16 protein-coding genes and 1 pseudogene are annotated in these 24,982 nt (G+C 43.3%); 3 read left to right on the top strand and 14 right to left on the bottom strand.

The genetic code is table 11. The annotated features are described in order from the left end of the window. Positions 1 to 16 precede the first annotated feature (16 nt). From DWW43_RS00975 to malQ, 8 genes and pseudogenes are all read right to left on the bottom strand, one after another. Entirely contained in the window at positions 17 to 1,717 is a 1,701-nt protein-coding gene (locus DWW43_RS00975; protein ID WP_243104361.1) for an extracellular solute-binding protein, read from the bottom strand. Positions 1,718 to 1,767: 50 nt separating this feature from the next. Further along, positions 1,768 to 2,643 carry a sugar ABC transporter permease gene (locus DWW43_RS00980; protein WP_008399798.1) on the bottom strand — a complete coding sequence of 292 codons (876 nt, stop codon included), beginning with the start codon at positions 2,641 to 2,643 and terminating at the stop codon, positions 1,768 to 1,770. Beyond that, positions 2,643 to 4,028 (bottom strand): sugar ABC transporter permease, encoded by a 1,386-nt coding sequence (locus tag DWW43_RS00985; RefSeq protein ID WP_119962476.1) that lies wholly within the window; start codon positions 4,026 to 4,028, stop codon positions 2,643 to 2,645. Before DWW43_RS00985 ends, DWW43_RS00980 begins: the two co-directional genes overlap by 1 nt. A gap of 112 nt (positions 4,029 to 4,140) precedes the next feature. After that, positions 4,141 to 5,448: an extracellular solute-binding protein gene (locus DWW43_RS00990; protein WP_119962477.1), complete on the bottom strand. Its 1,308-nt coding sequence runs from the start codon at positions 5,446 to 5,448 to the stop codon at positions 4,141 to 4,143. 137 nt (positions 5,449 to 5,585) lie between these two features. Beyond that, on the bottom strand, positions 5,586 to 7,328 hold the full coding sequence (locus DWW43_RS00995; RefSeq protein WP_119962478.1) for a sensor histidine kinase: 1,743 nt from the start codon (positions 7,326 to 7,328) through the stop codon (positions 5,586 to 5,588). Continuing rightward, positions 7,321 to 8,838 (bottom strand): response regulator, encoded by a 1,518-nt coding sequence (locus DWW43_RS01000; protein ID WP_117785614.1) that lies wholly within the window; start codon positions 8,836 to 8,838, stop codon positions 7,321 to 7,323. Before DWW43_RS01000 ends, DWW43_RS00995 begins: the two co-directional genes overlap by 8 nt. 51 nt (positions 8,839 to 8,889) lie before the next feature. Next, complete coding sequence (locus DWW43_RS12215; protein WP_243104369.1) at positions 8,890 to 11,139, bottom strand: glycogen/starch/alpha-glucan phosphorylase; 2,250 nt, start codon at positions 11,137 to 11,139, stop codon at positions 8,890 to 8,892. A 48-nt stretch (positions 11,140 to 11,187) separates the two neighbouring features. Further along, positions 11,188 to 12,657: pseudogene (gene malQ / locus DWW43_RS12220) on the bottom strand (4-alpha-glucanotransferase); the annotation flags it as partial. 346 nt (positions 12,658 to 13,003) lie between these two features. Between malQ and DWW43_RS01010 the strand changes: the two are divergent. Beyond that, positions 13,004 to 13,885: an AraC family transcriptional regulator gene (locus DWW43_RS01010; RefSeq protein ID WP_008399804.1), complete on the top strand. Its 882-nt coding sequence runs from the start codon at positions 13,004 to 13,006 to the stop codon at positions 13,883 to 13,885. Between the two features lie 15 nt (positions 13,886 to 13,900). Here DWW43_RS01010 and DWW43_RS01015 read toward each other — a convergent pair whose 3' ends face one another. The 4 genes from DWW43_RS01015 to DWW43_RS01030 all read right to left on the bottom strand — a co-directional run bounded on the left by DWW43_RS01015 (position 13,901) and on the right by DWW43_RS01030 (position 18,542). Further along, the gene (locus tag DWW43_RS01015; RefSeq protein ID WP_119962480.1) at positions 13,901 to 14,944 is read right to left on the bottom strand and encodes a sensor histidine kinase; all 1,044 of its coding nucleotides are present in this window, start codon (positions 14,942 to 14,944) and stop codon (positions 13,901 to 13,903) included. Between the two features lie 2 nt (positions 14,945 to 14,946). Then, positions 14,947 to 15,627 (bottom strand): response regulator transcription factor, encoded by a 681-nt coding sequence (locus DWW43_RS01020; protein WP_119962481.1) that lies wholly within the window; start codon positions 15,625 to 15,627, stop codon positions 14,947 to 14,949. Between the two features lie 64 nt (positions 15,628 to 15,691). Then, positions 15,692 to 17,779, bottom strand: coding sequence for an ABC transporter permease (locus DWW43_RS01025; protein ID WP_119962482.1), 2,088 nt, complete (start codon positions 17,777 to 17,779; stop codon positions 15,692 to 15,694). After that, entirely contained in the window at positions 17,769 to 18,542 is a 774-nt protein-coding gene (locus DWW43_RS01030) for an ABC transporter ATP-binding protein (RefSeq protein ID WP_119962483.1), read from the bottom strand. The genes DWW43_RS01025 and DWW43_RS01030 overlap by 11 nt, the downstream gene beginning before the upstream one ends. 822 nt (positions 18,543 to 19,364) lie before the next feature. Here DWW43_RS01030 and hcp point away from each other — a divergent pair. Further along, entirely contained in the window at positions 19,365 to 21,233 is a 1,869-nt protein-coding gene (gene hcp / locus DWW43_RS01040) for a hydroxylamine reductase (protein ID WP_243104362.1), read from the top strand. Positions 21,234 to 21,332: 99 nt separating this feature from the next. On the opposite strand, the gene DWW43_RS01045 is transcribed toward hcp, so the two are convergent. After that, complete coding sequence (locus tag DWW43_RS01045; RefSeq protein WP_021943325.1) at positions 21,333 to 21,932, bottom strand: zinc-ribbon domain-containing protein; 600 nt, start codon at positions 21,930 to 21,932, stop codon at positions 21,333 to 21,335. A 404-nt stretch (positions 21,933 to 22,336) separates the two neighbouring features. On the opposite strand from DWW43_RS01045, the gene DWW43_RS01050 reads away from it, so the two are divergent. After that, positions 22,337 to 22,795, top strand: coding sequence for a DUF2798 domain-containing protein (locus DWW43_RS01050; protein ID WP_119962485.1), 459 nt, complete (start codon positions 22,337 to 22,339; stop codon positions 22,793 to 22,795). Positions 22,796 to 23,337: 542 nt separating this feature from the next. Here the strand turns inward: DWW43_RS01050 and gtfA are convergent. Further along, the gene (gtfA, locus tag DWW43_RS01055; protein ID WP_119962486.1) at positions 23,338 to 24,975 is read right to left on the bottom strand and encodes a sucrose phosphorylase; all 1,638 of its coding nucleotides are present in this window, start codon (positions 24,973 to 24,975) and stop codon (positions 23,338 to 23,340) included. Positions 24,976 to 24,982 lie beyond the last annotated feature (7 nt).

Below are 24,982 nucleotides of genomic sequence, written 5' to 3' on the forward strand. Positions count from 1 at the left end.
AAACATCGGAAACTTCTTATTCTATCTCAGCCCGTACCTCTTTTGTGATCGTTTCACCGCCATTCTGATACCAGTTCTCGACAAAACGGTCAAATTCATCGAGTGAACTCTCACCGGTTACAATCTTCAGATAGGTGTCACTTTCCAGATTCTCAAGGCTCCACCAGTCTGTAACCATCGTTTCCGTTTCTCCAAAATATAACGACTCTACTTTGTTCGTTCTTCCATCGTTTAAGATCTTACAGGCTGTGATACGGGAAGTATACGCCGCCCAATCTTCCGCACTGGCATTCTCCGCATCCTTCAGATATGATTCGCATGCCTCATAATAGGAATATTCCAGTACGTTCAGATCATCTGCGGATTTGTCCCCCGCAAATACATGATTCAGTTCTCCATAGCAGATCTGCAAAGCATTGTTGTAATCTACATTGATCGCAAACGGTCTGGCGGTAGGGTCTACATTTTCTTTATAATAATCGACAATCTCCTGATTGTCTCTGTCATTATACCGCAAATAGTCAAATAATACACTAACAATCTTACATGCAATCTCCGGATATTCATAACCCTTACGCACTACAATATACTTACCGGAAGGATTCTGTGTATGATAACTGGTAAGTCCGGATTTCTCTGTTGCGATCAGATAAGGCTGCCACTCAGCATCTTTATTCTGTTCCACTGCCTGCATCAGCGGGTTATTCGGTGCCCACCAGGGACCAAAGAAAGAACCGCATTGACCATCCACGATCAGCTCGATCAGGTTACTGCTCGTCCGCATCAGAAAATCCTGATCCAGAATTCCCTCTTTATACAACTCATGGATATGGGCAAGTGCCTCTTTCGCCTCTGGCTGAACCGAACCATAGACAACATTGCCGTCCTCATCATAAATCCACTGTTTCGGAAATGCACCATATGCAGCAAATATAATATCTAATGTGTATTCGCTGCTATAACCACAACCGCCGCAGAGACTGGTATCACATACAAGCCCTACGGTATTTCCTGCCCCATTATGTCCGGGATCTTTTTCTTTAAATTGTCTTATAATCTCTTCTACATCCGAGAGTGTTCTCGGTGCGGACAGCCCAAGTGCATCCATCCAATCCTTACGAAGCCAGATCAGATTCGGTCCGTCTGAGATATTCGTTTCCGGTATCGCCATGATCTTCCCGTCAAAGGTTACAACATCAAGGATATCCCGACCATAGCTTCCATATATGTTCTTGATCGTATCGCTCATACAGTTATTGTAGCTGTCTGTCAGATCTGCGATCATATCATTATCCACCAGATACTGAAGCTCATCCAGATCCTCCACGATCATCACATCCGGCAGATCATTCTGTGCGATCACCATGGTCACATTATCCGTATATTGCTCATCCATAGCCTCAAACACATCCTGATTTTGAACATTTAGCCTTTCATTCAACAGCCTTGTATAAGCATTATTTTCATACGTTTCGCCATCCGGAAGATTGGAATTATTTGCTCCGGACAGCTTACCCAGTGTGTAGGTAAGCTGTTCCGGATATTTTCCGTAAGGTGTCGTGCGGGCTGTATATAACGCAGCTTCATATTCTTCTTTTGTCTCTGCATTCTCCCGGGTGGAGGGGGTAGCCCCGGAATCACCGCATCCACATAAGATCAATAAATTTATAATCAGCACACATAAAATAATCTTTTTTAAATACGAACCTGTTATCATATACATTCCTCTGTTTCAACCAAACTATAAGCAAATAATCATATGATCCCTTAACCTTTTACACCACCGGAAAAGCTCTCACGATAACACTTCTGCATAAACATGAACAGAATGATAATCGGAATTGAGATCAGCACCGCACCGGCTGCAAAGGAATTGAACCACGGATACACATATTCTTTCTCTAACATATTCCAAAGTCCGATAGATACGGTATAGTAATCCTTATTTGCACGGCAGATAACCTTTGCAAATACGAAATCAATCCAAGGAGCAAGAAAGGAATTCAGAACCGTATATACAATGATCGGACGGCTTAACGGAATAATGATCTTAGTAAACGACTGCCATCTGGTTGCTCCGTCCAGATAAGCTGCTTCCTCGATCGACTTCGGAATCGTATCAAAGAAGCCTTTTGCAATATAGAACTGTAAGCCTGCACCACCGGAATAAACCAGGATAAGTGCAACACGGATCAAGGATCCTTCTGACAGTCCGATCGCCTTTAAGATATAATAAACTGCGATCATAGCCATGAATCCCGGGAACATACCAAGGATCAATGCTACATTCATAAATGGGCGTCTCAGTCGGAAACGCATTCTCGACATACAGTATGACATCGCCAATACAAATACTGTAGATATTATACAAGAGAAGATCGCAATAATCAAAGTATTCATGAACATCTTCGGAAAATTCAGGATACCGGTATCTGTAAATAACTTTGTGTAATTGCCAAGAGTATACGCCTTTGGCAACAAAGTAGAAACATACTGTCCTTTTTCTCCACGAAAGCTGATCAGAACGATCCACAGGATCGGGATCACCCAGATCACGGAAAGAATTACCAGTATAATATGAACAACGATATCCGACGGTGTAAGCTTCTGTTTTCCATTTATTTTCTTACCTGTTTTAGTCATTACTGGAATCCCTCCTCGTCTTTATAAGATGTTGTATTATGATAGGTGATCAGAGATACGATCGCAAGAACGATAAATGTCATGATACCGATAACCGCACCCAGATTATAATACTGATTATCAACTGTCAGCTTGTAGAGCCAGGTAACCAGAAGATCGGTCTTTCCTGCTGTCTTTCCAACCGGAATCGGTGCTCCGTTTGACAGAAGATAGATTACATTAAAGTTATTAATATTACCTGCAAAGGTCGTGATCAGATATGGAGCTGTTACAAATAACATATATGGAAGTGTGATCTTAAAGAAGATCTTCACCGGTCCGGCTCCATCTACTTTTGCGGCCTCATAGATATCTTCCGGTATACTTTGTAAGATACCGGTCACCTGCATAATGGTAAACGGAATACCGATCCAGATATTGATCACGATAACCATGATACGGGCAATGGTTGCGTTGCTCCAAAACGGAATTGCATTGTCGATGATATGATGATTCAGTAATAAGGTATTTACGATACCATTCTGACTGAAGATCGTACGCATCAAAAGCAGGGATACAAACTGTGGAACGGCTGCGGATAACATGAAGATTGATCTCCACACACCCTTACATCTTGTTCCCTTTCGATTGATGACCATTGCAAGGATCATACCGAAGATATAGTTGGTAAATGTCGCAGCAACCGCCCATACCAGTGTCCATCCGAGAACAGACCAGAATGTACTTCCGACTGCGTCATTAAAATTCAAAATCTTGGCAAAGTTTTTCAGTCCTACCCAGTTAAACAATACCGTATGGGAATCCAGCTTACTGTAATTTGTAAATGCCATACAGATCATGAATACAAGCGGCAGGATCGTAAAGACAACAATCCCGAGTACCGGAAGTGGAAGCAGAAACATATGAAGGTTTTTATCAAATAAACTCTTAATATCATCTGTAAATCCCGGAACTTTTTTCCCTGCATCATGCAGACACTGTGCACGATATGCACTCTCGACACTGACTACCCAGAGGCATACAAATGCAAATATGATAAATACCGTGGCTACTCCATATAATAACATCAAAAGGGAGTTATCACCCTGTGTATATTCAAATATGCCTTTTGCATCATTCCACACCTTCTCCTGTTCTGCTCCTCCCAGATGGAAGAAATCGATCAGAAGAGATGCACCGTTTTTTATCATGAAATAAATAAATATGCTTTCAAGTACCAGAAATGATAAACCTTTTACAAACTGTTTTCTGACAATGTTTCCGAATCCCATGATCAGGAACGATAATCTGGTGATCCAATCACCATTTCTCATGGCCTTGAAAACAGTATATTGATAATCACTTCGTCTTATTTTTTTCTTTTTGCTTACTGTCGCTTCAGCCATCCTGACACCTCCGTCTCAAAGTAAATGTTGCGTTTTTACGTCTCTTTCATAAAATAAAGTGTTCCACCACCCCTGTGGAAATGGAACACTCTATCTTATGATCTGTTTATTTTTACTCTGCTACATCTGTGTTCAATGATGTATTGAATGCTTCTGTCTGCTCAGCAGCATTATCATGTGTAACTTCACCGTTTAAGAGTGCCTTACCAAAATTCTCTGCCGGTGTCCAGAAGTTACTCATCTTAGGTACAAATGGCTGGATCATAGATGTATTGTTGAAGGTATCGTTCTGAGCTGTTACTAATGCATCATTCTTTACCGTATCACTCTCTAAAAGATTTGTGTTACAAGGAACAATGCTTCTTGCTTCATAATGTGACTGCTGTGATTCTTCGTTACCAAGGTACAGGGCAAGTGCTACTGCTACCTGTGGATATTCACAGTTTGGATTTACACCGATTGCCTTTGAACCGGCGAATGAAAGTAACTGCTTGTCAGATCCGCCGATCTTGGCTGTAGGCATAGCTGCGATTCCAAGATCGTCACCAAGTGCATCATGTAATGCCTTATAATCCCATGAACCGGAGAACATAGCTGCGATAGATCCATCTGTCATACCGGAAATACCGACACCGGATTCATCATTTACAAAATTCTTATTCGCTACAAGATCTACAAGGTAATCTGTAACAGCCTTTCCATTATCTCCGCCAAAGTTGATTCCTGCGTCATTATCTGTACCATCACCGAATAATGTACATCCGTTTGCAAGATAGAACGCTGCATCATACCAACTGTTTGTAAGAGGAAAAGCAACTTTTCCTTTTTCAAGCATTGTATCAAGGCTCTTTACATCGCTGTCTGAATATACTTTCTTGTTATAGTATAAAAACCATGTATTTGTTGTAAACGGAACACCATAGATTCCGCCATCTACTGTGATAGAATCCACAACTGCCTGTGAGTTTGTTGACTTTACATAGTCTGCTGTGCTTCCGCCTAACTCCGAGATTGCATTTGCATCGATCAGTGTCTGTAACTGGTCGTTTGCGAACATATATACATCTGCTGATGCGGATACATCCTGTGTTACGGTCTTTCCTGCATCTGCCTCGCTGCATGTACCATATTCAAATGAAAGATCCCAATTTGGATGTTCCTTATTAAATGCTTCACATCTTCCCTGAAGCCATTCACCATAATCCGGTGACTGATCCTCAGCAGGTCCCCATACTGTAATTGTTGCTTTAATGTTTTCTTCTTCTGCAGATGCATCAGTACTCTCTCCTGATGTTGCCTCTGCATTTGATGCTGTTGTGGAATCCTTAGATGTATCATCCTTCTTATCTCCACATCCTGCGAGTAATGACATGCACATAGCTCCTGCCAGTGCAATCGCTGCATACTTTCTAAACTTCATAACCGTTCCTCCTTTAAATAAATCATGTTTTTTGGTTTGTTTTTTAATACTTTTGCAGTACCTTTACCTTATGACATTATTATAAAAAGGAACCGTTTCACCGTATATATCAATAATTTCAGAAACATGTTGGTTTTTTATGAATGTTTGATTTCTGCATGCAGTTCTTTTGGAAAATGGATCGTGACAGTCGTTCCCCTGCCAACTTCACTGTCGATACAAACCGCATATTCCGCTCCATAATACAGTTTGATACGTTCATTGACATTTCGCACACCATAGCCCTTCGAATCGGCAGTCAGTATCAGCTCCGCCTGTTCTTGGGTCATACCGACACCATTATCGGATACCGCAAACCGAATATCTTTATCGTCCTCTTTTCCACTGATGCGGATCTCTCCTCTGCCATCCTGTTTCAGATCTATGCCATGATGGATCGCATTCTCGAGGATCGGCTGTAAGATCAGGTTCAGTGTTTCATATTTTAAAATGGAATCATCGATATCATAGATAACATCGAAACTGTCATCGTGCATCGTAAGCTGGATATCCAGATATGCTTTGATGTTCGCGATCTCATCCCGGACAAGCAGGATATTCTTTCCCTTATTTAACGCTGTCCGGTAAAAGGTGGACAACGACAACGTGATACGACTGATATCCTCCTGGTCTGCCTCTAATGCTTTCCAGTTAATGATAGACAGGGAATTATACAGGAAATGCGGATTGATCTGCGCCTGCAACGCCCGCATCTCATATTCCTTTTCTTTGATCTTGCTTCGGTATACTTCATTGATCGTTGCATCCAGACGCTTCGTCATACTGTTATAACCATTGATCAGATCACCGATCTCATCCGTGCTGTCATTCTCAATCTCCATACCAAGATTCCCGGTTTCCAGATTACGCATTTTCTTCTGAAGCTTACTGATACGTTTCGTTATGAACTCGGAAATTATACGGATACATGCGACTGCTGCGATCAGACTGACCAGAATTGCTGCTGCAGCAATTATTAAGATTGGCTGAATCGAAGAAATGATCAGTCGATCCGGCTTATAGATCCAGATCTTCCAGCCGGATGCCTTCGACTCCCGCTTAATAAACTGATAACCGGAATCCTTCTGCCCTACTGTTGCAAAGAACTGTTCCTCTGATAATTCATACGGCTGTTTTTCTTCTGTAAATACACTCTTTTTAAAGATGCAGTTACCTTCTGCATCCTCTATCACAACGCCATAATTATCAAATACCGTTTCGTTATTAAACGGCTGGAATACGCTGTCATAATCCACCCCTACATAGAGCAGACCCTTCGCCTTTTTCTGCTCCAGCATGGCCATGCGGTTTAACGAATACGCAGTCTTATCCTTCGCATTCACGATCCAGTGGATCTGGTTATCGTCAACTATTCCATAGTTCGTCTCTTCATTTTCAATCGTGGTAATGGGGGCGATCGTACTGCCGTGCTTCACCTGACAGGCATCCGTGTAGATCGTTACCTGCTTTACATCATCATGAAAATACATAATAGAAGAAAGCAGGGGATCTATAACACTTGCCACCTGCTCATAATTCTGATATGTACTCTGATCTGAGCTTAAGATCTTCGCGATCGACTGATTATAGGATATATAATTAGAAAGATTGTTATAAATCTCTAACTCATTATCAAGCGCATCTGTCGTCTGTGTCAGATACGATTCCAGGATCATCGTCTCACGATCCCACAGGATCTTCTTCATCTCATGGTAGGTGATCGTCAGCGTGATCATGATCGGAAGAAACCCGGCAAGTATATAAATGACCAACAGCTTGCCGGATAATCGCAGATTCTGGAACCCTCTTTTTATCCTTTTATCTATTCGTTCTTTATGCATCCGCCTGTCCTCCGCTCTCTCTGAATTTCTGCGGACTCACGCCAAAGAACTCACGGAAGCTGGAACAGAAGTAAGACACATTCGGATATCCGCACGCCACACTGATATCTACGATCTTCGTCATGCTGTTCTCTAACATATCCTTTGCCTGTTCCATCCGGTATGCCTTGATGAATTTGCTTAGATTCTGTCCGGTCTCTTTCTTAAATACCGTACTTAGATAGCTCGGTGCGAGATGTACCATATCCGCCAGCATATCGATTCCAAGCTCGCTTCCATAGTTCCGGTAAATATACTGCTTCACCAGTTCTACTTCCCGATGCGCCATCTGTGTCTTTCCTGCAAAACAGGTTTCCAGTCTCCGGATTGCTTCTTCGACAAGCTCCGTTAACACCTGAAAATCTGTCGCCATATATAATTTCTCAATGTCTTTATTTAGCTCTGCTTCGTCAGTCTCATCGATGCTTCCGTAGATATCCTTCATCAGATTCGAGAACAGGAACTTGATATAGATTTGGGAGTACTCTGTCTTATGTCTGTACTTCTCACAGAATCTCTGGAAATGCTCCCGGAGTGCTTCCACATCCTTCATCTTGATATCCTGTTTCATCTGCTTCATAAAGGTATCATCATCGAACTGGATAATACCCGGAGTCTCGCCCTCCATGTTCGGATAAAATACATGGATCTCCGGATGGTAGAATTTGTTCTCCATCAGCACTTCGAGCTCTTCCATCTTATCTGCCACTTCGGACAGATCCCCGATATCAGAGGATATCGCTATGTAACAGTCAGCATCATAATCGGCTTTGATGATCTTTACGATCTCATTTGCCTTACGGAGAATATTCATCTCATCCCCTAAGAATAAGATCTCCTGCTGCTGGTTCAGGTTCAGATATTGCAGGATTCCAATTGACTTTAAGTTCTCATTCTCTTTGAAATCCACCCCACGTCTGCCGAAGAAATCATGATTGAATTCCATCAAAAGCATATTCTTGAATTTACCTAGATCAAGCGATAATCCGCTGTATTCCTGTCTGAGTTTCGTAACATCCGTTCCGTTCAACAGCATATAGAGCGCATGCTCATATAAGAATTCCATGCTCTTATTCTTCAGCTCATCCGAAGCCTTTGCCTCTTCCAATTCATTTACGACCTTATTCAGGGTATTCTTGAATTCATTTGGATCGACCGGTTTTAAGATATAATCAACAACTCCCAGCCGGATCGCTTTCTTTGCATAGTCGAATTCATTGCATCCGCTGAATATGACTGTGCGCAGCTTTTTCTTTTCCTTCACAACATGATCGATCAGTTGGATTCCATCCATGAAAGGCATCTTTACATCTGTAAGCAGGATATCAAAATCTTCTTTCTCCAGCTTCTCCAGTGCATCCACACCATTTACCGCCTCTGCAATCTCAAATTCCAGATTCAGTTTTTTTAAAAGAAACCGAATACCGTTTCTTTCTATCTTCTCATCATCTACGATCAATATCTTGTACATATCTATCAACGCCTTTCTATGGTGGAAATATATATCTTATTTTAACACATTTTACAGCTTCCAGATATCTTTATTATATTCTGCGATCGTACGATCGGAGGAGAAGAAGCCTGCCTTGCTGATATTTACCAGAGTCTTCTCAGCCCAGCCCATACGATCTTCATAATCGGCAAGCACCTGTTCCTTTGTCTGAATGTAATCACAGACATCAAGAAGTGTCATAAACCAATCTTTTACGATCAGCTCGTTATGAAGTCTGGCAAGTGATTCCTTCTGACCGATCGCAAGCAGCTCATCACTCACGATAAAGTCTACCAGCTTCTTAATCTCCGGCTTCTCATAATACTCTCTTGCCACATAGTCTGCCTTTGCATAGTGCTCGATCACTTCTTCACTGGATTCACCAAAGAAATAAATATTATCCTCGCCCACCAGTTCTCCGATCTCTACATTTGCACCGTCACGGGTTCCAAGAGTAACCGCACCGTTTAACATGAACTTCATATTTCCTGTTCCGGATGCTTCCTTGGATGCCAGTGAGATCTGCTCTGAGATATCGCATGCCGGAATGATCTTTGCTGCTTTTGATACATTATAATTCTCGATCATGACAACTTTCAAGTACGGACTTACCGCAGGATCATTGTCGATCAGCTCCTGCAGACAGAGGATCAGATGAATGATGTCCTTTGCGATCGTATAAGCAGGTGCAGCCTTTGCTCCAAATATAACTGTGATCGGAGTCTCAGGCAGATGTCCTTTCTTAATCTCAAAATATTTGTAGATCACCCAGAGGGCATTCATCTGCTGACGCTTGTATTCATGCAGTCTCTTGACCTGGATATCAAAGATCGAATTCTCGTTGATCTCGATTCCCTGTGTCTCTTTCAGGTAGTCCTTTAAGACTGCCTTATTGCTCTGCTTGATCGCAAGGATCTCTTCTAATACGTTCTTATCCTTGTAGTAAGAAGCCAGCTCCTGTAACTTATCGGCATCCTTCTTGTAATCCGGTCCGATCAGCTCTGTGATGTAGGCTGACAGCTTTTCATTGCAGTGTAACAACCATCTTCTGAATGTGATACCGTTTGTCTTATTGTTGAATTTCTCAGGATAGATCTCATAAAATGGGTGTAGCTCTGAATTCTTCAGGATCTCGGTATGAAGATAAGCAACACCATTTACACTGTGGCTGTAATGCATATCGATATGTGCCATATGCACACGGGAATCTCCATCTATGATATAAACACGCTCATCCTTATAACGGTTTCTGACCTTTTTATCCAGCATACGGATCACAGGCATAAGCTGTGGAACGACCTTCTCCAGATAAGCAACCGGCCATTTCTCCAATGCTTCTGCAAGGATCGTATGATTGGTATAAGCACATACATCGGTTACGATCTCTGTTGCTTCATCAAAGGAGATACCCTCTTCCATCAACAGACGGATCAACTCAGGGATCACCATAGACGGATGTGTATCATTGATCTGAATGGCTGCATAATCTGCAAGATCATGAAGATTTGAACCTTTCTCCTTTGCCTCTGCAAGGATCAGCTTTGCACCATTTGCAACCATGAAATACTGCTGATAGATACGAAGTAAGTTGCCGGCTTCGTCACTGTCATCCGGATAGAGACAGAGTGTCAGGTTCTTCTTGATATCTGTCTTATCAAAGCTAATGCCAGCCGGCTCCATGATGCTCTCATCCACGCTCTCGATATCAAATAAATGCAGCTTATTTGTGCGGTTCTCATAACCTGTCACATCGATGTCATACATTCTGGACTGTACGGTACAGTTTCCAAACCGGATCGTGTTGCTTACATCGGTCTTTGTCAGCCAACTGTCTGCCTCGATCCATGGATTTGCAGTCTCCTTCTGGTAGTTATTCTCAAATACCTGCTTGAACAGACCCATATGGTAATTTAATCCGATACCATCTCCCGGAAGTCCGAGTGTTGCCATCGAATCAAGGAAGCAGGCTGCCAGTCGTCCAAGTCCGCCATTTCCAAGGGATGGTTCCGGCTCTACTTCTTCGATGTCATATATGCTCTTGCCGTTTTCTGCCAGCACCTGTTTTACTTCATCGAAGATTCCAAGATTGATCAGGTTGTTGGATAACAGCTTACCGATCAGGAACTCTGCCGATATATAGTAAACCTTTTTCTTGCCATCCTCTGTAACCTTGTCTTCTGCTAATTTCTTTGTCATATCAAGCAGCGCAAAATAGATCTCCTCATTGCTGCATTCCTTGATCGTTTTATTATATTTTTTCTTACAAATCTCTGTTAACATTATATCCTCCTTACAAAAATACTGCTTCACAGCATTTCTTCCATATACTCTTGTTAATTCCCTTAATCTGTCTCTGATCTCGTCTGTAAATTCATCTTTCTTCATCCGCCAGCGCCAGTTTGTACCGATCGTAGACGGAAGATTCATCCGTGCTTCGTTATCCTTTCCAAGCAGATCCTGCATCTGAACGATAACTGTATCGGCAGGGCTCATATATAATACCTGCATCATCTTCTCCGGGATCTCCTGCTCATTTGCCGCTCCCAGATATTTCATCATAAATGTAAGATTGTCCTTTGATGCATTCTCGATATATCCTTTTAATGTGTCATTATCGTGTGTCCCGATATAGACAACGTAATTCTTTTCGTGATTATGCGGTGCATGTTCATTCTCCGCATTTCCGTCAAATCCAAACTGTAAAATCTTCATTCCCGGATAGCCGGATTTCTTCACCAGCTTCTGTACCTCCGGCACAACGACTCCCAGATCTTCTGCGATCACCTTTGCATTTCCTCTGGCACTGTCGATCGCATCTACAAGCTTCTTTCCCGGACCTTCCAGATAGAATCCGTTCTTTGGCTCTCCGTCTGCCGGAATGTTGTAATACCGCACAACCCCGATGAAATGATCGATACGGATCACATCATAGAGACTGGCCGATTTACGAATTCGGTTCTTCCACCACGAGAACCCATCCTGTTCCATACGATCCCAGCCATATAAAGGATTGCCCCATTTCTGACCGTAATCGGAGAATGCATCCGGTGGACAACCGGCTACACACACAGGCTGTAGATCATGATCTAACTGAAATTGTTCTGTATTTGCCCATACATCTGCACTGTCCAGTGCTACATAGATTGGAATGTCGCCGATCAGACTGATACCATGATGGTTGGCGTAAGATTTGAGTGTCTTCCACTGCTCATCGAATTTGAACTGAAGGAACATATAGAATCCGATCTCGTCGTGTAACTGTTCCCTGCACTTACGAAGTGCTGTTTCTTCTCTCTTTAAAACCGGTTCTTCCCAGCTTAACCATTCTTTGTTCTCATGGTCTGCCTTGACCGCCATATAAAGGGCGTAATCCGGAAGCCAGTTTTCATTTTCCGTGAGAAATTCTGCATACTGCTTTGATGTCTCATGCTTTGATCTGCCATATGCTTTTCTCAATACCTCAAACCTTTGTCTGTACAGGCGGGCGTAATCGATGTCATCCGGCTGATCGTACCAGCTGTATGCATCTACCTCCTCCTGTGTCAGTAAACCTTCATGAATCAGAATGTCGAAATCGATAAAATAAGGATTACCCGCAAATGCTGAAAATGACTGATACGGACTATCACCAAAGCTGGTCGGTCCGATCGGAAGCACCTGCCAGTAACGCTGGCCCGCCTCCTTCAACCTGTCAACAAATTCATATGCCTCTTTCCCCAGAGATCCGATTCCATAAGGGGATGGAAGGCTGCTGATTGGCAGGAGGATTCCTGCGCCACGATCTAACGCTTTCTTCATGTCTGATACCTCTTTATTAAATTTTCTATTGAACAGCTATCCATTCGCCTGCATTTAATAAAGGTAAAGGTAAGGTAAAGGTCGTATATCCGGAATGTCTGTTCTGATTTGTATTCTAATATCCTTTTTATACTATTTCTTGCATAATAAGAGCATTTTATGATACTATTCTATCATTCAAAACTTTGAGGTATTCTATCTTACCAAACAGGTGGCATTTGAGACCGCCGGTCCTTAGATGGCGCACAAGCGGCATCTTAGTACCGTTGCAGGTCGAAACGAGCGGAAGCGTCCACCTGTTTGGTAAGGATAGAATACCTCAAAGTTAGGAAAGGGAGGTACATATATGAACAGTCTTGAATATGAAAATTATATGGAAACGAAGGCGCACGCCGATCCGCTTTTCCCTTACAACACTTATCTGTGCTCGATACCGCTCGACTTCAATGCCGTTCCGCTCCACTGGCATCCATATATGGAGATCATTTACATTAAAAAAGGAAAAGGAAATGTAACGCTGGATTTCACTACGCACTATGTAGAGGAAGGAGATATCATTCTGATACTGCCGGGAAGGATCCACGGCATCTCTCAGTATTCCTCCTATTCGATGGAATATGAAAATATCATTTTCTCCGTTGATCTATTCCGATCCAGAAATCATGATACCTTAGACAGTGAATTCTTCCTGCCCCTGCTCTCCGGTGAATTAAATATAAAGAGTATCTATGACCGTGACGATCCATTATACAATTCCCTGTCCTCGTGCCTGAACCGGGTAGATGCCCTCTGTGCATCGACACCAAAGGGATACCGGCTTGCTCTGAAAAGCTGCTATTTTGAATTCTTCTATACCCTGTATGCACACGCAGAGCAAAAGGCAGAGACCTCAGATCGGAAGAATCATGCAAAGAATCTGGATCGTACCAAAGCAATCTTATCTTATATCGATCGAAACTACAAAGAAGCAATACCCATTGCAGACATTGCTTCTTACTGTGGATTCTCAGAATCCCATTTTATGCGATTTTTTAAGAATACTATGGGTGTATCCTTTACCACCTATCTGTGTGACTTCCGGTTAAATATCGCAGCAAGGCTTCTTGTCACAACCGATGACAGCATCCTGTCCATCGCAGAAAGCTGCGGTTTCTTTAACCTGTCCTATTTCAACCGAACCTTCAAGAAGAAATATGGTGTCACACCCGGAGGGTATCGAAAACGGTAACTGATCCGGTAACATCTATAGAGTATCGGAAGCAGTAACCACTGGAAAATACACCCGAATCTCACAGCCGCCTGTGGCTTCATCAGAGGACACATCCAGCTCCACATTTAGATCATGCGCCATTTCTTTTGCAAGGTAAAGTCCCATACCGGTTGCTTTCTTCCGCCTGTCACCGGAATCTCCGGTAAAGCCTTTCTCAAATACATACGGAAGATCGCAGGCTTTGATACCCACGCCATTATCCCGGACAGATAAAATAATCTTCTCATGTTCTCTGATACAGGAGATCCGGAGCTGTTTATTCTCTCCTTTGCTGTATTTGATCGAATTACTGATAAACTGTCCGAGCATAAAGGCAAAGCCACGTTTATCGGTAAATACTGTGTTCTCTTTTATATCAAGCCGAACCTGTATCTTCTGTTCTTCTAACAGTGGAGTGAAATCCTCCAACACTTCCTTTACACAGGTTTCCGTATCGACCGACTCGAATCTGTAATCTTTTCTTGCCCCCTTTAAACGGGCATAGTATAACATCTGGTCGATATATCTCTGCATCTGACAGTTGATCCGGTCAAGCTTGCATACCACATCTTCTGACAGCTCGTCTCTGTGATTGTCCAGCATAAATGTCAACAGGGCAAGCGGCGTCTTTACCTCATGCGCCCATGCTTCCACATATTCCTCATAATCATTTAGCTGTAACTTCGTCTGTGCGCATTGATCCATCTGTTCATGTAATGTCTGACTGAAGCTTCTGATCTCCGCCTGCAGATCCTCCGCATCATGAAGCAGTTGTTCCTCATGATAGAGATCCGGCATTGCAAGGAATTCATCAAATGCTTTCTTCCGTTTTCTCTCTTTCTTTACCAGATAAAGAACAGCCGTTACAAATACCAGCAGGCTGAACAGAATTACCGATATTGCGATCACATAAAATGCCTGTGCATCGATCAGCCATAACAGCAGGATACTGAGCAGATCAAGCAGTCCGATGATCCCCAGCCAGAATCTATTCTGTTTTATGATCTGTCCGATCTTCTTTACGGATATATGTTCCATTTTTACCTCTCCAACGTCTGCCCGACAAAACGATATCCGACGCCACGCACAGGAATGATCTGCTGTGGCATATCAAGATTTGCCATTGTCTTTTTCAGTCTCGTAAGATTCACCTGCAGGGCATTTTCATCGATGAATTCTGCCGTTCCCCATAAGGCGATACAGAGTTCCTCTTTCGTCACGATATCCGATCCATGCTCTAAGAATATCTCAAGGATCTTGCCCTGATTCTGCGCCAGGATAACAGACTGGTTATGAATGTATAACGTATAGGTCTGGCGGTCAAGGAGGAATCCATTTCCTTCCAAAAGGTTATTTCTTCCCTCGTACCGTTTCAACACATTGGATACTCTGGCAAGCAGACGTTCTTTTCTGCAAGGCTTCGTCAGGAATTCATCTGCACCCAGATCTAAGGCATGCAGTTCATCCTGAAGCTGATCCCTCGATGTCAGAACCAGAACCGGTATGGAGCTTTTCTGCTTCAGTTCCCGGCAGATCTGGAATCCACCCATACCCGGCAGATTCAGATCGAGCAGCACCAGATCCGGGGATGCCGCAAGGATGGCTGCTGCCGCATTCTCAAAATCCGTAATGCCGCTGGTCTGATAACCTGCCTTCTGCAATATGGCTTCCAGTTCTTCCCGCATCATATCTTCATCTTCTACCACTGCTATATGCTTCATATCTACTCCTCATCTATCAGTCAAGGTTTCACGCCATCGCCATTGATCTTCATCTGCTCTGAATCTATTCCTCTCGCTCCGGTACCATCAGGGTAAGAAGATACCGGTTGCTTGACCGTTTTACAAATGCCATATAGATGCATTCTACCACACAGAGCAGCAAAATCATAGCCGCAGCAAGCAGCATGGCATCTCGGATACTATTTGAGATCATACCGGAAACCAGTGTAAGGACGGCGCGCACACCGAAGATACTGCTGATGCCTGCAACGACAACCGGCATACCAAAGTACCAGTTGATCTGCTTTCTTGCGGAACGGCAGAGCAGTTCATAGGTTGCTCCAAGCCGGATCAGTGTCTTATATCTGCGACTGGATTTCTGCTGTCCCATCAGGAACTGTACCCCGATCACAGTATTTGCAATGATCAGGAAAATGATCGCCAGATAGATTGTGATATAACTTGCTGCTACGATATAGAACATCCGGCGTCCCATATTTTTCAGATAACTTTCATAAGTAATATTCTTCGATGCAAAATCAATCTGCGCAAGTTTATCATTCATCTGCATGACCGACTGAAGCAGGTTATCTCCCTTGACCTTTGACTGATCCAGCACACCATTCAGATAGATCGTGCTGTCCCATGTATATTTGTCAAATACTTCATCCGGCACGATCAGGGCAAAGGATAATGTAATTGCCCGATCTGTGACAATCGGTGTGTTCTGTATCTTACCGGTCAGATACATCTTATGATCCAGATATGCCACCTCCGGGCGGTCTGCCAGAATATCATTTATATTCTGATTCATACTATCCGATGTAAATTCCAGACTTTTAAATACTGCCGCCTCATCGTCAGCCAGCGTGAGCGGTTCTTTTCCTGCAAGTTCGAGTACATGATTATATCCGCTCAAAGAGATCAGATATGGATATGACACATATTCCAGATTGTTAAGCAGAATATCTTTATCCTCTGAATCCGGCAGTTGTTCTACCCGGCTCATAACGGATGACAGATCAAATACATCGTAATCATCATTTGCACCCGGAATAAGATGACCGACCTGCACCTCAAACAGATCGGAGAAATCCTGTTCCAGTCCGTTGTCTGTCAGAAGCTTTTTTACATTTGCCACACCCTGTTCCTGATCTTCTTCGTAATTCTCAAATGTATAATCCATGATATGGGTATTTTCTTTTTCATTTCCATAGGAAAATGCGATCACAATTCCTGCTCCAAAACAGCAGAGGGCTGCAAGGATCAGAACGGAACTGATCGATAAGGTACTGGATTTTCTTATGACATTTTCCTGCACCTGACGGAAATTAAATACCCGAAGGGCAGCTCCCCCATGGCTGTGTCTTGCCAGACGGTCGATAAAAAACCGCATGCCATAGAATAAAAGCAGCATACCGACAAAACCGATCAATACTGTCTCAGACATCTTACAAAGTGTCGTCCATGATATTCCTCCGATCGCCATGCTGTATGCCACAGCCAGGCAGATAATACCGAGGACGAAGCTTACCGCATAGACGCCAGCCGGGAACTGCTTCTTTGTTCCCTCCGGTGTATCAACTAATAATGCACCAATCTCCTGTCCTGCGATCTTCCCGCTTAAGATCAGGAATGCAACCAGCTTGATCACAAAAAATCCAACAGCAGTTATTATGATTGCCTGAATGGAAAATGTTACCTGATGTCCGACGATACCAAGTCCTACACATTTGGCTGTGATCAGACTGATCAGTTCGGATAATAAAACAGCGATCGGAAGTCCTGTTATAAGTGCTGCCAGACTGCTTCCTATATCTTCTGCAAGAAGCATCCCGAAAAGTTTGCTTCTCCGCATTCCCATCATCAGGTAAACGCCAAATTCGTGTTTTCTTCGTTCCAGTTGGAATTTGCTTGCATAGTAGATCAGGAAGAATAAGATCACCAGTGTCATTACAAAAAATGCAGGTATGATCTGGAACAGACGATCTACCGCATCACTCTCCATTTTCTTAAGAAATACCATAACATCCTGTGAAGAAAGTGACAGGATAATATAGAATGCCACGATGGATATTACTAACGAGGAGAAAAACAAGCCGTTTTCTTTTCTGCTTTGTTTACTGTTTTTTCGGATCAGTTTAAAGAACATTTGCACTGCCCCCTCCCAACTGTGCCATAACCTGCAGGATTCTTTCATAGAACTGCTGCTGTGTCTCAGCAAGCAGATCACGTCTTAATTCATGGAAGATCACGCCATCCTGAATGAACAGGATACGCTTGCAATAGCTTGCTGCATTGGAATCGTGCGTTACCATCAAAACAGTTGCCTTCTCATCCCGGTTCAGACCGGCTAATTTCTCCATTAAGGCTTTGGCATTTCTGGAATCAAGTGCTCCGGTTGGTTCATCTGCCAGAATGATGCCCGGATTCAGGATCAGCGCTCTGGCTGCTGCCAGTCTCTGTTTCTGACCACCTGACATCTGCGATGGAAACTTATCCAGTACATCAGTGATCTCCAGATATTCCGCTAACTGCTCCAGACGTTTTCCGCCCTCTGCCTCCGATATGTTATGAATCGACAACGGAACCATGATGTTCTCACGTCCGGTCAGATTATCCAACAGTTCAAAATTCTGGAACAGATATCCGATCTCCTTACCACGGTATCCTGCCAGCTTCTTGCCCTTCAACCTCTGGATCTCTGTACCTTTCATCCGGATCTTGCCGCTATCCGGCTGGATCACTGTTGCGATACAGTTTAATAATGTTGACTTGCCGGAACCGCTACTCCCCATAATTCCTAAAAACTCGCCCGGCATCACCTGAAATGTGATTCCGTTCAGTGCCTTTGTCTGGTTCGGTTCCTTGCCATAATATTTTTTCAGATCTTCTATCTCTAATAATGCATCCATGCTGCCGCCTCCTTGTACTTTCTTAATTGCTATTGTCTGACTTCTGGGGGTATCATGGTTTCCTTCGCTCTCTCATACCCTCGCCTGTTTGCTTCTGCGGGTATCGCATTCTTTTTCTCGCTCTCATACCCGCTGCTGCCTGGCTCCTGGTGGTATGACATTGGCTTTCTCGCTTTCATACCCGCTGCTGCCCGGCTTCTGGGGTATGACATTGGCTTTCTCGCTTTCATACCCGCTGTTGTCTGACTTCTGGGGGTATCATGGTTTCCTTCGCACTCTCATACCCTCGCCTGTTTGCTTCTGCGGGTATCGCATTCTTTTTCTTACTCTCATACCCACTACTGTATGTCTTCTGGGGGTATGATATTGGCTTTCTCGCTCTCATACCCGCTGCCGCCCGGCTCCTAGGGGTATCATGGTGTCCTTCGCTCTCCCATACCCTCGCCTGTTTGCTTCTGCGGGTATCGCATTCTTTTTCTTGCTCTCATACCCGCTGCCGTCCGACTTCTGGGGGTATGACATTGGCTTTCTCGCTCTCATACCCGCTGCCGCCCGGCTCCTGGGGGTATCATGGTTTATTTCTTAATTTCATACCCACCACATCTGACAGTATTTATACTATCAGATATCTTCCTCAAATAACACTTACACTGAATGAAAGGTTTCGCCTGTATAATTCCGGAAATACACGACAATAATATATATGTTTAAAAAGATAATTGCAGTATTAATACAGTGCATATACATGAACAGCATGCCTTACCAGCACAGTATATATGCCCTTCCGCAATCATCAATAAAATTCCATCAGGAGGTTATCCCATGTCAAATATGTTTTGTTTTCAGTGCCAGCAGACAGCTGGCAATAAAGCCTGTGTGAATACCGGAGTCTGCGGTAAGCAGCCCTCGACATCCAATCTGCAGGACGAATTGATCTGTGAACTGATACGACTTGCCGAAGCAGCCGAGCTTACAAAGAAATCCATGCAACAGAAAAAAGAGACAGATCCCAAACTTCTGTCCCGATACCTGAACAACCGAAAATCCGCTGACCGTCTGCTGATCGACGGCTTATTTACGACACTTACAAATGTGAATTTTGATGATAAATCAATCAAAGATTACATCAAAGAAGTGCAGAAAAACCAGAAGGATATCATGCGCTGTATGCCTGCAGACATATGTAGCATATCAGATATCGCATATAAGAACTTCCCGACTACAAATATGAGTTCACAAACTGCAAATTTGAATTTCTCAGATACAACTATGAATTCACCAATTCCAAATATGAATTTCTCAGATACAACTATGAATTCACCAATTGCAAACAGCAACTTCTCAGATGCAGATAAGAATTCATCAACAGCAAACATCTATCCCCCAACCTGTGGCTCGAAAGATCCACATGATATACCGGTAATCAGCCTGTGGGATGGTTCGGACGATATCGTGTCACTCCGCTCCACGTTATTGTTCGGCTTAAAGGGAATGGCGGCGTATGCGCATCATGCAATGAATCTCGGCTATCAAAATGATAATGTAACAACCTGGTTCTATAAGGGCTTGTGTGAAGTGAACCGCAAACACTCGGTAGAAGAATGGATCGAGCTTATTATGGAATTTGGAAAAGTGAACTATCAGTGCATGGAGCTGCTCGATAAGGCCAATACCGAATCCTTCGGCACACCAACGCCGACTAAAGTACACACCGATATCCGAAAGGGGCCTTTCATCGTTGTATCCGGTCATGATCTCCGCGATCTGGATCTGCTCTTAAAACAGACCGAAGGAACCGGTGTCAATGTATATACACATTGCGAAATGCTTCCGGCTCACGGCTATCCAAAATTAGCCGCCTATAAGCATCTTGCCGGTAACTTCGGGACTGCATGGCAGAGCCAACAGACGGAATTTGAAAATATCCCTGCACCCGTCCTCTTTACAACCAACTGCCTGATGCCGCCACGCCCCAGCTATGAGGATCGCATCTACACTACCTCTGTTGTCGGCTATGAAGGAATGGTGCATATCGAGGGAACAAAGGATGGCAAAAAGGATTTTACTCCGATCATCAAACATGCCCTAAAGCTGGGCGGCTATGAACACGATCACAGCATGAGCGGTATCAATGGCGGACATATCCTGACAACAGGATTTGCACATGGCGCAGTCCTCTCCCATGCAGATAAACTTACAGCCGCCATCAAGAATGGTGATATCAAACACATCTTCTTGGTTGGCGGCTGCGACGGTGCCCATCCGGGCAGAAATTATTATACGGAATTTGTAAAACAGACTCCTATGGATTCTCTCGTTCTGACACTTGCCTGTGGCAAATACCGGTTCAATGATCTTGACCTTGGCGAGATCGATGGAATCCCTAGGATCTTAGATATGGGACAGTGTAACGATTCTTACAGTGCGATCAAGGTTGCCCTTGCACTGGCAGAAGCCTTCGGCTGTGATATCAACGAGCTTCCTCTGACTCTCGTTCTTTCATGGTATGAACAGAAGGCTGTCTGCATCCTTTTAACCCTGCTTGCCCTCGGTGTCAAAAACATCTATCTCGGTCCAACCCTTCCGGCATTCATGACAGAGACCGTTGTCCGTTTTCTGGTTGACACCTACAATCTGCAGCCGATCACGGCTCCTGAGCAGGATATGGATGCGATCCTCGGGCGCGGCTAAACAGTCAGCCGGCATCATCCTATTCCGGCAACAGCTTCATCACACGTTCCAGCAAACATCAGAGCTTCATCACACATTCCGGCAAACATCAGTGCTTTATCACACATTCTGGTAACCACCACAATAAGGGCAGCGGCTGGCATATCCGGTTGCTGCCTTATAAGAAGCACCGCAGTTCGAACATCGGACTGCGATCAGGTGAAGCTGTTCCGGATCGATCGGCTTGTTGTCCATCAGCTCTTCTTCTCTTCTTAACCGTTCTCCACGGACAGAAGCAGGATCATAACTGTACTTACCATTGTATTCATAGATATCGATCGTCATTCCGATCGGGAACATGGAATCCGCTCCTCCACTGATCGAAGTCGGCAGGATCACTTCCCGCTCGATACCATAATTATCAAAATAATGCACCTTTACATTTAAAGGAAATCTGCCATTTACCATATAAGATGTATTTTTTACATAACCATAAATCTTCGCTGTATACTTTTCACCATGTACACGGATCATTTTCTTGTTATGGAGCATAACAAGGATCGTCACGATAAAACATAATCCAAGTACCACAAACATTAATGGAATTAATATAAATGCCCCGGGCTTACCAAATGCAAATAAAAAGATCAATGTCATAAAAAGCCCTATTCCTGCAAAACCCACCCCGACAATCATACATATCTTCTGTGCACTGTTCATATCCATCTGCCTCCCACATAATGATCATAACTATGATACTAGCATCTACCCATTTATAAGTCAAACAAATCCATGTATTATTGCGTATACAATTATCTGTTTTCGCCTATGATATTCTTTATACCTACGTATGAAATTTTATAAGTTTGAATATGAATTTTTCACTTGCATTTTTACTAAAAGCTTAGTATAATGACCGACGTTGTATAAATTGAAGAAAAAGCTTTGGTATAAAATTGGAAACGACACAAGTGTGCTCCTGATATTTCACCTCGTTTGCCGACGGATGAGCATATCACTTGATAACGAACAACACATGTGTCTTTTTTGTGCTTATTTTTAAGATATTTGCAGTTTTGGTTCTGCATTTATTCAGATTATTTATCAAAAAGGAGATTTATTTTATGCCAAAAACTTTATTTCAAAATATTGTTTTCACATTAATGATGTCTTTTCTTATGGTCTATGCCATGATCTGCTACAACATTTCCCTAAACATGGGTGGAATGTCAAACTCCGTTTTCTTAGCCGCCTTTCATGAGCTTATCATCATGTGGCCGGTTGCCTTTTTTCTTGAATTCCTGTTTGTAGATAAGGCTGCACATGCTCTTGCATTCCGCTTCGTGAAGCCGGATGACCGCCCGATCATCATCACGCTTGCAATTTCTACCATGATCATCTGCATTATGTGTCCTTGCATGAGCCTTGTTGCCACTATTTTATTCAAGCATGCCGGTCGTCAGTTTGCAGCCGTGTGGCTCCAGACCACCTTCTTAAACTTCCCGGTAGCTTTCTTCTGGCAGCTTTTTTATTGCGGTCCGTTTATCCGTCTGATCTTCCGCAAGCTTTTTCCAGCGAAATAAGCCTGTATAAACAATGGATTCGAGTGATCCGGCAGGCTGGCACTTCCTACATATGATCCGCTTTATTTTCTATTCGGTTCGCACGCTTATTTATCAGCAGTCGCCCAAACTCGTCCTTACGGACTCAGACATGGGCTTGATGCTGATAGTTAGTGCAAACCTCATAACGAAAATACGCTAATGTCATATGTAGGAAGTGCCAGCCTTCCGGATCACTCGAATCCATTATTTATATTATGAAATTAGAGAATCCCCTCCGACAGATGGTTATATGCGTAACGTTTTACCTGTATTTCTTATATGGTCATCAGACGTTTTCTAACTATGACATTTGCGAAGATTTCGTTGTGAGCTGCATATTGCCAGTAAATACGGGTGCCTGTTCGAGCTCAAAGAGCGAGTTGGCACAGGAGTATTTACGAATCAGGCATATGCAGCAAACAGAAATCATAGCAAGTCATAGTAAAAAATGGCTGACTGCCAGATAGGAAATACAGATAAAGCCCCATATGTATAACCATCTGTCGGAGGGGATTTACACATTACATCTGCCAGACCAGGTTACCGGACGGATCAAGAGCCTGAATCCGGTAGGTATGGGCTTTGAGGTCTGCGGACAGACGGGCAAGATAACCATCCTTTTTCCAGGTGATATAAATGCGGTTATACATCTGGTCCGCCGGTAGTTCTGCAAAATGCAAAGCATTTTCTGCCTGGTCAGAGATCTGTGCTGCAGGCTTTGTACGGATTGTCATTTCCGCATCAAATCCAAATGCCGGAAATTCTTTCCGGAATTTCAACATTTCAAGCTGCTTTTTTACGACCTCCTTTTCAAGGCCTGCCTCTATATCCTTTTGTGAAAGATTCGTCCGGTTGATCTCTTTATGTCCACCTGCACCCGCACGCTTCACTGCCTCATAATCATTAGATCCGGCAAACAGATCCAGATACCAGACCTGAGGTTTTCCGGGCATAAATATCTGTAATGCTCTGGCTAATAACAATGCCTGTTCATTTTCGCCAAGTGCATTATAATAAGTCGTATTTACCTGATAATACATCTTTTTATTACCGTGAAGATCCTTTACAAAACCACCACGATCCACAAGCAGCCGGATCAAATCTTCAATCCTGTCGTCCGGCAACAGTCCGGCAAGATCCAGTACCGGTATTCCATCATGGCATCCAAGCATATTCACAGTATGAATATGCTCTTTTATCTGTTCCTGTGCCCACTGCTCCAGGTAAGAGCCATCGCCTCTGTAAAGAGCATCCAGGATCAATCCCGGAAGGAAAAAGTCATATGTCAGATATCCCTTCTCTGCTATCAGCTTATACTTTTTCTCTTTATATCCGGCATGAATCTCCGGAAGAAGGCGGATTCCATATGGTTTTGCAAGCTTATGGATCTGTTCAAGGAATTCCCATGTCTCCGGTTCATTTAAGAAATTGGCGCGTCCCGGCGCTTTTGGTGCATATGCAAATGCATCCAGACGGATTATCTTTGCTCCGTAACCTGCCAGTTTTTTTATGGTTTCACGGTAAAAGTCCCAGACCTTTTCTGATTTAATATTGAGATCCATTTGTCCCAAATATCTGGTATGATAATCCTCAGTATCCCGAATCTCCTGATAAAACGTATTCCAGTATGGAATCCGACTGCCATCTGCCATTTCCACCATCAACAGAGGTAATCCCGGTTTGCGGAAGAACATTGGATCCAGATACTTCTGTTCCGGTTGTATATAGCCGTCTTCCGTCATTTCTCCACAGTTTTCCCAGAATGTATTCCAGTTAATAAAAAAGTCACGATATTCCGATCGACTGCCCTTCTCCAACAGATCCTGAAACTGTGGCGACTGTACAGACGCATGGTTTAACACAAAATCCAGCTTTAGATCTATATTCTGTCTGCCCAACCGTGATAGTGCCTTTTCAGAATGAAATGTCTCCTCAAGATCATAGTCGATTACAGAAAAACCACGATCCAGATCAGAATGGTAAATACTCGGTAGTATATACATTGAGGAAAATGCATCTGCAAATCCATCTCTTTCAAATAAATCCGCAACAGCTTCCAGATCTCCGCCAAGACTGTCCGGATACAGATTCAGCATTGGACCATTTTCAATTTTATTTATATCTGTCATATTTGTTTCTTCTATCTCTGTTTTCCTCATATTCTAT

This window comes from Clostridium sp. AF15-41, from assembly GCF_003604095.1.
Taxonomy (GTDB): domain Bacteria; phylum Bacillota; class Clostridia; order Lachnospirales; family Lachnospiraceae; genus Coprococcus.

What these genes read in the sequence shown, in the direction of transcription:
- DWW43_RS00975 (WP_243104361.1), bottom strand. Translation starts at nt 1,717, where the DNA reads ATGATAACAGGTTCGTATTTAAAAAAGATTATTTTATGTGTGCTGATT.
- DWW43_RS00980 (WP_008399798.1), bottom strand. Translation starts at nt 2,643, where the DNA reads ATGACTAAAACAGGTAAGAAAATAAATGGAAAACAGAAGCTTACACCG.
- DWW43_RS00985 (WP_119962476.1), bottom strand. Translation starts at nt 4,028, where the DNA reads ATGGCTGAAGCGACAGTAAGCAAAAAGAAAAAAATAAGACGAAGTGAT.
- DWW43_RS00990 (WP_119962477.1), bottom strand. Translation starts at nt 5,448, where the DNA reads ATGAAGTTTAGAAAGTATGCAGCGATTGCACTGGCAGGAGCTATGTGC.
- DWW43_RS00995 (WP_119962478.1), bottom strand. Translation starts at nt 7,328, where the DNA reads ATGCATAAAGAACGAATAGATAAAAGGATAAAAAGAGGGTTCCAGAAT.
- DWW43_RS01000 (WP_117785614.1), bottom strand. Translation starts at nt 8,838, where the DNA reads ATGTACAAGATATTGATCGTAGATGATGAGAAGATAGAAAGAAACGGT.
- DWW43_RS12215 (WP_243104369.1), bottom strand. Translation starts at nt 11,139, where the DNA reads ATGTTAACAGAGATTTGTAAGAAAAAATATAATAAAACGATCAAGGAA.
- DWW43_RS01010 (WP_008399804.1), top strand. Translation starts at nt 13,004, where the DNA reads ATGAACAGTCTTGAATATGAAAATTATATGGAAACGAAGGCGCACGCC.
- DWW43_RS01015 (WP_119962480.1), bottom strand. Translation starts at nt 14,944, where the DNA reads ATGGAACATATATCCGTAAAGAAGATCGGACAGATCATAAAACAGAAT.
- DWW43_RS01020 (WP_119962481.1), bottom strand. Translation starts at nt 15,627, where the DNA reads ATGAAGCATATAGCAGTGGTAGAAGATGAAGATATGATGCGGGAAGAA.
- DWW43_RS01025 (WP_119962482.1), bottom strand. Translation starts at nt 17,779, where the DNA reads ATGTTCTTTAAACTGATCCGAAAAAACAGTAAACAAAGCAGAAAAGAA.
- DWW43_RS01030 (WP_119962483.1), bottom strand. Translation starts at nt 18,542, where the DNA reads ATGGATGCATTATTAGAGATAGAAGATCTGAAAAAATATTATGGCAAG.
- hcp (WP_243104362.1), top strand. Translation starts at nt 19,365, where the DNA reads ATGTCAAATATGTTTTGTTTTCAGTGCCAGCAGACAGCTGGCAATAAA.
- DWW43_RS01045 (WP_021943325.1), bottom strand. Translation starts at nt 21,932, where the DNA reads ATGAACAGTGCACAGAAGATATGTATGATTGTCGGGGTGGGTTTTGCA.
- DWW43_RS01050 (WP_119962485.1), top strand. Translation starts at nt 22,337, where the DNA reads ATGCCAAAAACTTTATTTCAAAATATTGTTTTCACATTAATGATGTCT.
- gtfA (WP_119962486.1), bottom strand. Translation starts at nt 24,975, where the DNA reads ATGAGGAAAACAGAGATAGAAGAAACAAATATGACAGATATAAATAAA.